The 12,011-nt window shown below is 48.9% G+C and carries 13 protein-coding genes; 8 read left to right on the top strand and 5 right to left on the bottom strand.

The genetic code is table 11. The features are described from left to right. From UXZ23_RS06690 to UXZ23_RS06670, 5 genes are all read left to right on the top strand, one after another. On the top strand, nucleotides 1-1,408 hold a 1,408-nt coding region (locus tag UXZ23_RS06690; RefSeq protein ID WP_320819845.1), incomplete at its 5' end, for a GMC family oxidoreductase N-terminal domain-containing protein. 161 nt (nucleotides 1,409-1,569) lie between these two features. Further along, a complete protein-coding gene (coaD, locus tag UXZ23_RS06685) occupies nucleotides 1,570-2,052 on the top strand; it encodes a pantetheine-phosphate adenylyltransferase (protein WP_320819844.1) in 483 nt (160 codons plus the stop codon). A 28-nt stretch (nucleotides 2,053-2,080) separates the two neighbouring features. Further along, nucleotides 2,081-2,338, top strand: coding sequence for a YfhL family 4Fe-4S dicluster ferredoxin (locus tag UXZ23_RS06680; protein WP_320819843.1), 258 nt, complete (start codon nucleotides 2,081-2,083; stop codon nucleotides 2,336-2,338). Nucleotides 2,339-2,437: 99 nt separating this feature from the next. After that, nucleotides 2,438-4,159: a gamma-glutamyltransferase gene (gene ggt, locus UXZ23_RS06675; RefSeq protein WP_320819842.1), complete on the top strand. Its 1,722-nt coding sequence runs from the start codon at nucleotides 2,438-2,440 to the stop codon at nucleotides 4,157-4,159. A gap of 8 nt (nucleotides 4,160-4,167) precedes the next feature. Continuing rightward, the gene (locus UXZ23_RS06670; protein WP_320819841.1) at nucleotides 4,168-4,914 is read left to right on the top strand and encodes an ElyC/SanA/YdcF family protein; all 747 of its coding nucleotides are present in this window, start codon (nucleotides 4,168-4,170) and stop codon (nucleotides 4,912-4,914) included. 9 nt (nucleotides 4,915-4,923) lie between these two features. Here the strand turns inward: UXZ23_RS06670 and UXZ23_RS06665 are convergent, their stop codons facing one another. The 5 genes from UXZ23_RS06665 to radC all read right to left on the bottom strand — a co-directional run bounded on the left by UXZ23_RS06665 (nucleotide 4,924) and on the right by radC (nucleotide 7,677). Beyond that, nucleotides 4,924-5,424, bottom strand: coding sequence for a hypothetical protein (locus UXZ23_RS06665; protein ID WP_320819840.1), 501 nt, complete (start codon nucleotides 5,422-5,424; stop codon nucleotides 4,924-4,926). 74 nt (nucleotides 5,425-5,498) lie between these two features. After that, nucleotides 5,499-6,308 carry a bifunctional DNA-formamidopyrimidine glycosylase/DNA-(apurinic or apyrimidinic site) lyase gene (mutM, locus tag UXZ23_RS06660; RefSeq protein WP_320819839.1) on the bottom strand — a complete coding sequence of 270 codons (810 nt, stop codon included), beginning with the start codon at nucleotides 6,306-6,308 and terminating at the stop codon, nucleotides 5,499-5,501. Nucleotides 6,309-6,417: 109 nt separating this feature from the next. Then, the gene (rpmG, locus tag UXZ23_RS06655; protein WP_015485403.1) at nucleotides 6,418-6,576 is read right to left on the bottom strand and encodes a 50S ribosomal protein L33; all 159 of its coding nucleotides are present in this window, start codon (nucleotides 6,574-6,576) and stop codon (nucleotides 6,418-6,420) included. A gap of 11 nt (nucleotides 6,577-6,587) precedes the next feature. After that, nucleotides 6,588-6,824 (bottom strand): 50S ribosomal protein L28, encoded by a 237-nt coding sequence (gene rpmB, locus UXZ23_RS06650; RefSeq protein ID WP_015485402.1) that lies wholly within the window; start codon nucleotides 6,822-6,824, stop codon nucleotides 6,588-6,590. A 178-nt stretch (nucleotides 6,825-7,002) separates the two neighbouring features. Further along, nucleotides 7,003-7,677 (bottom strand): RadC family protein, encoded by a 675-nt coding sequence (gene radC / locus UXZ23_RS06645; protein WP_320819838.1) that lies wholly within the window; start codon nucleotides 7,675-7,677, stop codon nucleotides 7,003-7,005. 63 nt (nucleotides 7,678-7,740) lie between these two features. Here radC and coaBC point away from each other — a divergent pair, with 63 nt between their 5' ends. Genes coaBC through UXZ23_RS06630 form a run of 3 tightly spaced genes read left to right on the top strand, consistent with a single transcriptional unit; the run spans nucleotide 7,741 to nucleotide 11,983 of the window. Beyond that, on the top strand, nucleotides 7,741-8,979 hold the full coding sequence (gene coaBC / locus UXZ23_RS06640) for a bifunctional phosphopantothenoylcysteine decarboxylase/phosphopantothenate--cysteine ligase CoaBC (RefSeq protein WP_320819837.1): 1,239 nt from the start codon (nucleotides 7,741-7,743) through the stop codon (nucleotides 8,977-8,979). Continuing rightward, nucleotides 8,972-9,427: a dUTP diphosphatase gene (gene dut, locus UXZ23_RS06635; protein WP_320819836.1), complete on the top strand. Its 456-nt coding sequence runs from the start codon at nucleotides 8,972-8,974 to the stop codon at nucleotides 9,425-9,427. The genes coaBC and dut overlap by 8 nt, the downstream gene beginning before the upstream one ends. A 57-nt stretch (nucleotides 9,428-9,484) precedes the next feature. Beyond that, complete coding sequence (locus UXZ23_RS06630; RefSeq protein ID WP_320819835.1) at nucleotides 9,485-11,983, top strand: phosphomannomutase/phosphoglucomutase; 2,499 nt, start codon at nucleotides 9,485-9,487, stop codon at nucleotides 11,981-11,983. Nucleotides 11,984-12,011 lie beyond the last annotated feature (28 nt).

The raw sequence follows: 12,011 nt of genomic DNA, 5'->3' as shown, positions 1-12,011 counted from the left end.
TCCATTAAAAAGCACAAACGACTTTAAAATGGACGAGAGAAAGGCCTATCACGATCTGTATCAAGAAAGTGCAGGCCGTATGAGCAAAGATGGTTCTATGTCAATTCTGCAAGGTCGCTGTGTTGGCGGAACAACCGTCATTAACTGGACCTCAAGTTTTCATACGCCAGAAGAAACTCTAGGCTACTGGGCTGAAGAATTTAAATTAAAAGGTAGCAGTAAAGAAGAAATGGCACCTTGGTTTGAGCGTATGGAAAAACGCTTAAATATCTCTGAGTGGGCGGTACCACCGAACGAAAATAATGCGGTATTAAGTCGTGGCGCCGAAAAGCTGGGTCTTGACTGGAAAGTAATTCCACGCAACGTCGCTGGCTGCTGGAACTTAGGTTATTGCGGCACTGGCTGTCCAACCAACGCCAAACAATCAATGTTAGTTACCACCATTCCTGGCGCGCTAAATAAAGATTCTGCGCTGGTGTATAGCGCACGTGCTGAGCGCCTAATTATCGAAGGTAAAAAGGTACTCGGGGTAGAAGTTACGGCATTAAATTCGGATTATAAACCGACCGGAAAAACCATGATTGTTAAAGCACCACATGTCGTTATGTCGTGCGGCGGGATCAATGGCCCGGCTTTACTATTGCGATCTAAAGCTCCTGATCCGAAAAAGCGCGTTGGTAAGCGTACTTTCTTGCATCCAGTGTCTTTCAGCTTCGCAGAATTCGATCACTTAATTGATCCTTACTACGGTGCACCACAGTCTATTTATTCTGATCATTTTCAATGGAAAAATGTCACCGGTCCTGCTGGTTTCAAGATGGAAGCAACGCCACTGCACCCAGGCCTTACTTCAGTGCTCTTATTAGGTCATGGCGCAGCACACTATGATGCCATCACCAAACTGCCTAATATTAACGCTTTACTGTCGTTAGTACGTGACGGTTTTGATCCTGAGAGCCCTGGCGCATCGATTGAATTAGCCGATGACGGTTCACCGATTGTTGATTACCCAATCAATGATTACATTTGGGAAGCTTTCCAACGCTCATTAACCACCATGGCAGAAGTTCAGTTTGCTGCGGGAGCAAAAAAAGTGCGTCCTGCGCATATCGATGCTCCTTGGTATGACAATATTCGTGAAGCTAAAGATGGTATTAAAAACTTAGAATTCCGCTCTAATGCATTTACTGCCGGTAGTGCTCACGTCATGGGCGGTTTATCGATGGGTGAAGATCTAGAAAAATGTGTGGTCGATAGCAATGGTAAATACCATTATCTCGACAACTTATTTGTAATTGACGGGTCAATTTTCCCAACCAGCATTGGTGCTAACCCTCAGCTATCGGTTTATGGATTTGCCTGTAAGTTAGCAAATCAACTGGCAGCAAAAATGAAAGCCTCTGCATAATTGGCTTATTAACAGGTAAACAGTGTCACGCTAGTTCACTATTCGCCCAGATCTATCGGCATGGCCGTACAGGAGCGCTCCTCGATATTGACCTGTGTTTGTTGTTTGCAAGCGCCGCATCTATTACTATTCGCGGCACTAGCAACCGTTTAGGCCAGCCTATGAATATTGTCGTCTACCCAGGCACTTTCGACCCAATCACCAATGGTCATACCGATTTGGTTGAGCGTGCGGCACGTTTGTTCGATCACATCATTCTGGCGGTTGCTGACAACCCGAAGAAAAAACCTATGTTCGACTTAGAAACCCGTGTCGATCTAGCTAAGGATGTACTAAGCCATCTGCACAATGTTGAAGTCGTCGGTTTCAATAACTTGCTGGCAGATTTCGTTAAAGAGAAAAAGGCGAACATCATTCTGCGTGGTTTACGTGCCGTATCGGACTTCGAATACGAATTCCAGTTAGCCAATATGAATCGTGTATTAGCACCGAATGTCGAGAGCATGTTCCTCACACCCTCGGAGCATTATTCCTATATTTCTTCTACGCTCGTACGTGAAGTCGGCTCTCTGGGGGGCGATATATCAACCTTCGTTCACCCCAAAGTAGTTGCCGCTTTAAAAAAAGCGATGAAGAATTCCTGATTAAAACCAGTCCTGACGGAGGTAAGTCATGGCCTTGATTATTACTGATGAATGCATCAACTGTGATGTATGCGAACCAGAATGTCCAAACGAAGCCATTTCAGCGGGCGAAGAAATTTACGAAATCAATCCAAGTAAGTGTACTGAATGCATCGGCCACTACGATGAGCCGCAATGCCAGCTCGTCTGTCCTGTTGATTGTATCCCGCATGACGAGAACAACGCAGAAACCCAAGAAGAGTTAGAGGCGAAGTACGAACGCCTAACCGGTAAAAAAATCGCTTAATCCGCTATTTTATCGGAACAGTCGGTTGTCTTGTTTGTGGGTTGCATGACCTGCCTCACTGCAACACACTAGGGCCTCCCTTTGCTGGAGGCCTTTTTTATGCGCCTAAAATTTAAAATTCGTTCGTTTTCTGGCGCATGTGTCAGTTTATTCATAGCGTTCTGTCTTACCGCCTGTGCCATTGGTGGCAAAGGTGCTGTCAGTAGCAAACCCAGTGCGGTCGCAGTGGCTAGCGCTCATCCTCTGGCCACTCAGGCTGGATTGGATGTACTTGCTCAAGGAGGCAATGCTTTCGATGCTGCAATTGCCGTAGCAGCGAGCTTAGGCGTGGTAGAACCTTACAGTGCAGGGATGGGCGGGGGTGGCTTTTGGCTACTCTACAGCGCCAAGGATGATCAGTATCACTTTGTCGATGCTCGTGAGATGGCACCCTCTGCGGCACACAAAGACTATTACTTAAATAAAGACGGCACCGTCAATCGCGATCGAGCAACCAATGGCCCTAGCGCCGCGGGAATCCCAGGACAAGCCGCCGCCTTTGCCCACCTCGCTGGTCAATACGGTAAATTACCTCTGGCGAAATCTCTCGCCCCCGCGATTAAACAAGCACGTCAGGGTTTCGCTATTGATGATCACTACCGTAAATTATTGAGCTATCGCTTAGAGGCCGTGCGTCGTTACCCTAGCTCGGCCGGTATTTTTCTTAACAGCGGACAAATTCCAGACGTTGGCTATAAGTTAGTGCAACGAGATCTAGCCACCACGCTCGAAGCACTTGCTCGTGCAGGCCATGATGGATTTTATCAAGGACCCGTTGCCCAACGCTTAGTTACCGCTGTGCAACGCGACGGCGGTGACTGGACAATGGAGGACCTAGCCAATTACAAGGTGATTGAGCGCGAGCCTATCCGCATGGCGTTTGGCAATGCTGAACTGATCAGTGCTCCACCGCCGTCCTCCGGCGGCATCGCCATAGCGCAAATGCTACAGATGTTGGATTTATACCATTGGCAGTCGATGACTGAAGCCGATCAAACGCATCTACTGATTGAAGTTATGCGCCGCGCTTACCGCGATCGTGCCGAATTTTTAGGCGACCCTGATTTCGTCGATGTGCCGACCGCTATGCTTCTCGATCCAGCACGAGCGCACGCTTATGCCGACAGCATAGACATGATGAAGGCAACGCCGAGCCTATCCCTTAAAGGTCCTAAAAATATTGAAGAAGGTTTCCACACAACGCATTTGTCGGTGCTGGATAAAGACGGCAACCGTGTATCTGCAACGCTGAGCATTAACCTGCCGTTTGGCTCAGCCTATACGGCTGCAGGCACAGGTGTTGTACTAAACAACGAGATGGACGACTTCTCCGCCAAACCCGGCGCAGCGAATGCCTATGGCCTAGTAGGTAATGCTGCCAATGCTATCGCTCCGGGTAAACGTCCACTATCGAGCATGTCGCCAAGCATGATGGTCTCCGACGACCAAGTAGCCATCTTAGGCACCCCAGGAGGCAGTCGTATCATCAGCATGGTTCTGCTAGGCCTACTAGAACATCAGCAAAATAAACCCGTTGAAGACTGGGTACGCCGCAAGCGCATTCATCACCAGTACCTACCAGATGTGGTCGAATATGAACCCGGTGCACTTAGCCAAGCCTTGCAGCAGGAATTGAAAGTCCGGGGCCATACATTGAAGAATGTGAGTCGAGCCTATGGCAATATGCAGGCAATTTTGTGGGATCGAACAACCAATAAAGTAACGGCTGCCGCTGACTCTAGAGGCATTGGCAGCGCCCGCGTCGTATCAGTAGCGAAGTAATACACAGCATGACCGTGATTCTGTTTTACCTAAAAAAAGTGATCGGCATGCTGCTTATGCCGATCCCGCTATCGTTAGTTTTGATCGCCATAGGGCTTTGGCTACTGCGCAAACGTCCTGGGCGTGCAAAATTTGCGCTGGTACTCGCCATGCTCATTTTAGGGCTTAGTAGCTGGCATCCAATTGCCGATCAACTGATTGCTCCCGTCGAAGGCGATTTCGCCCTATTCGATATTCGCCAACCGGTGGATGCTATTGTGGTACTTGGCAGCAGCCACAACAGCAATCCTAATTTACCCGCCGTGATGCAACTCAGTGGTTCTGCATTATTTCGCCTAGAAGAAGGGTTGCGTATCGCCCGCGCGAATCCAAACGCCATATTATTAGTATCTGGCTACGCAGGCAGTGATCCTCGCCCACATGCCGACGTTATGCGTGAAGCGGCGATTGAACTCGGCATGACACCCGCAAAAATCCTGACATTTCCCGAAGCACGAGATACCGAAGACGAAGCCAAAATGATGGCTCCCTACCTAGAAAACCTGCGCGTTGCTTTGGTAAGCGAAGCGTCACACTTAACCCGCGCCATGGTGTTTTTTCAAAATATAGGGGTAGAACCGATTCCTGCCCCCGCCTATCGCATGGCGAGCGACCACAGCGATTGGCGTATAGAATCGCGTGCAACCTACAAAAGCGAACGGGCGATTTACGAGTGGTTAGGGCGCGGCTGGCAGTGGCTTAAAGAGACAATTTAAAAACCAAACTTAGGCTTGCTGCAACAAGGTACGTCGATAGGTTTCTTGAATAATCCAAGCATCGTTACTGGCACGATGACGACGTAACTTGCTGCCGTTGATTACCTGAGTTTTAACATCCGCCCACATCGTCATTTGAGCTTCCGACAAGATCATTTCTAGCGGGCTCAAATGAAATTTCATGTCGATACCCGCCGCATGAAAAAGAACCGTTAACCAGGGCTTATCCACCACCCAACCGTCGGAGTAAGCAGTCACCCCTTCTAATAGCGAGTTTAAATATAAGGCGACGTCGAGCGCGGATTTACCCGCATGGATAAGGTTATCACGCGAGATACCATGCACTGCTTCCGCTGAATCTGCCCAATGAGTCCAATCCGACTGCGGAGCAATCAAGGTGCAAAAACGCTCATGATTTTCCAGCACGAGGCCAATTTCTATAGGGTAACTGGTCTGACCGAAGCCAGAGGCTTCAATATCAATAATGATTGGGTGTTCTGGCTGACGCACGGCTATCTCGTTATTTATTCTTGTTTAACTAGCTGTATAGCACAGAAAACATTCTCAACCAGATTAGCACTCAATTAACGCTGACATTGCGGGCAAAAAACGGTGGCTCGCTGCCCTTGGCGAATTTCTTTTAATAAGCTTTTACACTCCTTACATTCTTCACCGCCACGGCCATATACGCGCAGCTGCTGAGCAAAATATCCAGGCTTACCATCGCCACCAACAAAGTCACGCAAGGTTGTACCACCTTGTTTAATCGCAGCAGCAAGCACATCTTTGATAATCACAGCCAACTCGTTGTAGCGCGCTTTACTCACCTTCCCTGCCGCCAAAGTTGGTCGTATTCCAGCAAGGAATAGACTTTCATTTGCATAGATATTGCCCACACCAACCACCACCTTGCCATCCATAATGAAGGTTTTAATCGCTTGGCTTTTGCCACGACTGCGAGCAAAGAGATAATCGCCATCAAAGGCGTCTGTTAGCGGCTCTGGGCCTAGGTGACTCAGATGTGTACTGTATTCACCTGGTAAAACCCATAACAGCGCACCAAAGCGGCGAGGATCGTGATAACGCAACACTTTGCCATTACTCAGCACCCAGTCGACATGATCATGCTTTGCTGGTTCATCAGTAGGGGTTACTAAGCGCAGCGAACCCGACATACCCAAATGCCAGATTGCGGTGCCAACATCCGTTTCAACCAAGATGTATTTGGCTCGACGCGTTAAACCACGCACCGTTTGCCCAACTAACAATTGGATGTCGTCATCTATTGGCCAACGCAACTGCGGCTGACGCACGATCACGCGCTCTATCCGCACATTGCGGAGATAAGGCTCAATACCCCGCAGGGTGGTTTCAACTTCGGGTAATTCAGGCATAGGTCACATCAGTGAGTGGATACATGCGAAATTATGCCACACGCAGACATTGAAATTGCAGGCATAAAAAAACCCAGCCGAGGCTGGGTTTTCTTCAAGCAAAAGAAGCTTACTTAATTTTGGCTTCTTTATACATCACGTGCTGACGAACAACAGGATCAAATTTCTTGATCTCCATTTTCTCAGGCATGGTGCGCTTGTTTTTATCAGTTGTGTAAAAGTGACCGGTACCGGCACTTGATACTAAACGGATTTTATCGCGTGGCATGATGAGTCTCCTTAGACTTTTTCGCCGCGTGAACGCAGCTCAGCTAAAACAACATCGATACCTTTCTTATCGATGATACGCATACCTTTGGTAGAGATACGCAGACGCACAAAACGATTCTCGCTTTCCACCCAAAAACGGTGGCTCTGCAGATTAGGCAGGAAGCGGCGTTTAGTTTTGATGTTTGAGTGGGAAACGTTATTCCCGGTTACAGGACCTTTCCCTGTAACTTGGCAAACCTTAGACATTGATCTTCGCCCCGATTTTTACTGTATCGAACAATTTGGAAAATTCGTTACCAACCGTAAGCATTCGTCATCATTTTGCGATGACTTTCTACGCCCAGGCTGAAAAGAGTTGCGCTTTATACCAAAAGGCGCAAACACACGCAAGCAGAAGATTATTTTTTGTGCAGATAGATGTCACTCATATCCACCCCCTCTCGGCGAATGAAACACAGTATCCATCACCGATGACGAGGTGATCGAGCACCCGAATATCAACCAAAGACAGCGCCTGCTGCAAACGGTCGGTAATGGCACGATCAGCATGACTCGGTTCAGCAATGCCAGAGGGGTGATTATGCGCAAAGATAACCGCAGCAGCACCTTCGGCAAGAGCTTTTTTCAAGACTTCGCGCGGATAAACCGCCGCACCATCAATCGTACCGCGAAACAATTCATCATACTTTACGACGCGATTTTGATTATCAAGAAACAGGCAGGCGAACACTTCATAATCAAGGTCGCGTAACTGTGCCTGTAAATAATTTCGAGTATGCTCAGGGCTGGTCAGCGCATCTCCACGCCTTAGCTCTTCCGCTAAATGTCTTCGCGCCATTTCAAGTACCGCTTGTAACTGCGCATACTTCGCTGGACCTAAACCGTGTGACTCACAAAACTTACTCTGTGAAGCCACCAGCAAAGGTCGCAGACCACCGAAGTCGTTTAACAATTCTCGAGCCAAATCCACTGCGCTCTTACCGGTGACACCCGTACGCAAGAAAATCGCCAGTAATTCAGCATCGGAAAGGCTTTTTGGCCCCTGTTCTAATAGTTTCTCTCGCGGGCGCTCCTGCGCTGGCCAATCGCAAATAGCCATACCTACCTCCCTGCAGGTCTGTGATATATACTGAGTCCCATTCTAGACACGCGAAAGAGCCTCATGCAACAACTCTGTAATCGTCGCATTCTACTTGGCATTAGCGGTGGCATTGCCGCTTATAAAAGCGCCGAACTGGTACGTTTTCTAAAACGCGCCGGTGCCGATGTGCGCGTGGTAATGACCAGTGGCGCTCTTGAGTTTATTACCCCACTCACCCTACAGGCATTGTCCGGCAATCCCGTTCACCATGCATTACTAGACCCTGAAGCCGAAGCGGGCATGGGACATATCGAATTAGCTAAGTGGGCCGATTTAATTCTGATCGCTCCGGCCTCGGCTAATGTGATTGCTCGCTTAGCTCAAGGCATGGGCAACGACCTACTAACAACCGTAGTACTCGCCAGCGAAGCCAAACTTTGCCTTGCGCCTGCTATGAATCAAGCCATGTGGCTTGATCCGATCACCCAAAGCAATCTCCAGCGTCTTAAAGATGCGCATGGCGCGAATCTGCAAGTCATCGGCCCCGCAGAAGGCCAACAAGCTTGTGGCGATGTCGGCCCGGGACGCATGCTAGAGCCAGAATTAATTGCACAGACCATAGCTGAGCAATTCGAAAGCGGCATATTAGCCGGTGTGAGCGTTGTTATTACCGCAGGACCGACCCGCGAAGCCATCGACCCCGTGCGCTATATAAGCAACCACAGTTCCGGCAAGATGGGCTATGCACTTGCTGCGGCCGCACGAGACGCAGGCGCCCTTGTGACGGTAATTTCAGGCCCTGTGAATATTCCTGCTCCCGAGCGCGTTCGCGTGGTTCCGGTATCGAGCGCATTAGATATGCTGCAAGCGGCACAAAGCGAACAAGAACACTGCCAAATTTTCATTGCAGCCGCTGCCGTTGCCGATTACCGCCCTGCACAAGTAGCTGAGCAGAAAGTGAAGAAATCAACCGATGAGTTGACCCTAACCCTAATCAAAAATCCAGATATCGTCGCCACAGTGGCAGCGCAAGAAAATGCCCCTTTTACGGTGGGGTTTGCCGCTGAAACCCAAGATGTTGAACATTACGCCCGCGACAAACTCAATCGCAAAAAACTCGCCATGATCATAGCCAATGATGTGTCGCGTAATGACATAGGCTTTAATAGCGACGACAATGCGGTTAATGTGTTTTGGCCAACCGGCGAAGCACGCTACGACGCTATGAGTAAGCAACAACTAGCACGACACCTGATCACCTTAATGGCTGATCGTTACCAAGAATATTTACTGAATAGAACGGAAAATACCCATGCATAAGCTGCAAGTTAAAGTCCTAGACCCTCGCCTTGGCGATAGCATTCCCATGCCAGAATACGCAACCTCGGGCTCTGCTGGTCTGGATTTACGCGCATGCATCGATGCTCCTGTTACATTGAACCCTGGCGATACCGTTCTGGTTAAAACCGGTCTGTCGATTTATATCCAAGATCCAGGCTTAGCTGCAGTGATACTGCCACGCTCGGGACTAGGTCATAAGCACGGTATCGTCCTAGGTAATTTGGTCGGCTTGATCGACTCCGATTACCAAGGTGAGCTAATGGTCAGCTGCTGGAATCGCGGAAAAGACGCCTTTACGCTTGATATTGGCGAGCGTTTGGCGCAACTTGTCTTGGTTCCGGTCGTTCAAGCACAATTTGAGCTCGTCACTGAATTTGACGAAACAGAACGCGGAGAAGGCGGATTTGGCCACTCAGGCCGGCAATAGGTCGCCCGCCCGACTATAATAATAACAAGTCGGATCAACCGACAAACGGGGTCATGCATGAGTCAAAAAGACAACACCCCCACTCGCACGGTGGTGTTTTACAGTCGCGTCAGTATCTGGCTCGCATTATTGTTTATTTCTGGCGGGCTCGCGATTCAGAGCCTGCAGATTAACCTCATGACCCAATCCGATGTCGATAGAGCCTTCTCAAATGCCATGGCTGAGCAGGTCGCACAGGCGCTAAGCACCCGCCTAGACGATACTCGTCAGTTACAACTCGCGGCCAGTCGCCAAACGCAAACCATCGCCGCTCTGCAACACGCCGATGTTTCTTGGACGCAAACTCTAAAGAACTTCATGCCCGGCGCTCAAAACGTTTATCTCATTAACGAAGAGCAATCCCGAGGCATACAAGAAGAGTTAGGATTTTCTGTCAAAGACTTAGTTGCGCGCACGCTTAAAGGCGCCTCCATGAAGGTCGAAGCCGTACTCCGCGACAACAAGCTACGCTTCTATTGGGCAAGTCCCATTCTCGTCGATCAACAAATAGCTGGAGTACTGTTGGTAGAATACGGCTCCAACTGGCTAGCCAATTTCCAAGCTGGGGTTAGCAATCAATTAGGGCACATCCAAGTGCGACAACTACTTGACCCAGAAGTAGATCGCAAAGGCATCGAAATTTTCTCAGCGGGAAGCATCCCAAAAAATAAGAGTACGCCTGTTGCCCGCGCGATTAACGACTACTGGTTTTTAACCTACACCCCAGCAGATGAGCGCCCTGAACTTGCTTTACTGCCACTAGCAACCCCCTGGTTTATGTCGCTTTTTGCAACGCTAGCAGGCTTATTCATTATTGTTTGGTTGCAAAAACGTGAACTAAAACGCAACCACTTAAATCTGTTGGTTTATGTTCGCGGTTTAACACGCAAAGGCATCGATACACCACCTAAGTTTTCGCTCAAGCTGTTCCACGATTTAGCAGAAGCCTTGCGCCACTTGGTACACACACTTAATCCAAATGCGATAGGTGAAGAGCGCAAAGAAGTCACCGAAAAGCGCTTACCTATGCATGTTAAGACCGACACGCCGAAAGCCGCGATTAATTTTAGTTCATCGAACCTAGCCAACGTCGCAGAGATACCTGAGCTAGAAGTCGAAGAGTTTGATCACAATACGCCGCCAGAAATACCCAAACATATATTTCGCGCCTACGATATTCGCGGCATTGTAGATACCGAACTGAGTAACGATGTGATGTTCTGGCTAGGTAAAGCAATCGGCTCTGAAGTAGTGATTCGTGGTTTTGATCGCATCAATTTAGCTTGGGATGGTCGCCTATCAAGCGAACGCTTTGCCCACCACTTACAAGACGGCATCCTGTCAACCGGCTGTCACGTTAATCGCTTAGGTGAACTCCCGACAGGTGCGCTCTATTTTGCTACGTTTGAACTCGATTCTCCTTGCGGCGTTATGATCACAGGCAGTCATAACCCAGCGAATTATAACGGACTAAAAGTTGTCATCGACCAACAAGCCCTAGCTCAAGAACAAATCATGGGGCTCTATCATCGCATAGCGCGTTGCGATTTCCGCAGCGGCACTGGCATGGTAGAAGAGCGTTCACTCGATGAAGCCTACATTTCTCGCATTGAAGAAGACGTACAAATTTCACGAGATATGAAAATCGTCATCGATGGTGGCAATGGTGTCGCTGGCCCTATCGCAAGCCAGCTATTCAATCGCCTTGGAATAGAAGTGATTGAATTATATTGCGATGTCGACGGCAATTTCCCTAACCATCACCCAGATCCAGGCGAACCAGAAAATCTCGTAGCCTTGCAGGCAGCCATTGCAGAGCATCGTGCCGATCTTGGTTTAGCTTTTGATGGCGATGGTGATCGCGTCGCCTTAGTCGACAACCTAGGCAACATTATTTGGCCTGATCGCTTACTCATGCTGTTAATTGAAGATATTTTGCCACGCAATCCCGGTCGCGACGTACTGTACGACGTGAAATCGTCGCGTCACTTAGCGCCATTGATTAATCGCAATGGCGGTCGTCCAACCATGTGGAAGACTGGCCATTCGCTGATGAAGAAAAAACTACTCGACCTCAACGCCGTTGTTGGTGGCGAATACAGCGGCCATTTTTACATTGGCGAACGCTGGTATGGCTTCGATGACGGTCTTTATGCTGGTGCACGCCTACTAGAGATATTGGCTTCTCGCGCTGAGCCTTGCTCAGATGTATTCGCGCATTTACCCCAAGACGTCAGCACGCCAGAAATTACACTCAATACCACCGAGCAGCGTAAGTTTGCTGTAGTGGAAAGCTTGGCAAAAGATAGCGATCTAATTGCAGATGCTCGCGTCTTCACCACCGATGGCTTACGCATTGAATTTAGCGACGGCTGGGGATTAATACGGGTATCCAATACCACACCACGTTTAACCCTGCGATTTGCGGGTGATAACGAACAAACCATCCAGCGCATACAACAACGAATGAAGCAGGCACTTACGCTACACGCGCCAGAAATCCACGTTCCTTTTTAGCTTATCCCTCAGCTACCGATAGTAAACA

The organism is Thalassolituus sp. (genome assembly GCF_034111725.1).
Taxonomy (GTDB): domain Bacteria; phylum Pseudomonadota; class Gammaproteobacteria; order Pseudomonadales; family Oceanobacteraceae; genus Thalassolituus.
Note: the sequence above shows the minus strand (reverse complement) of the source record. Positions and strands in the feature narration are given on the sequence as shown.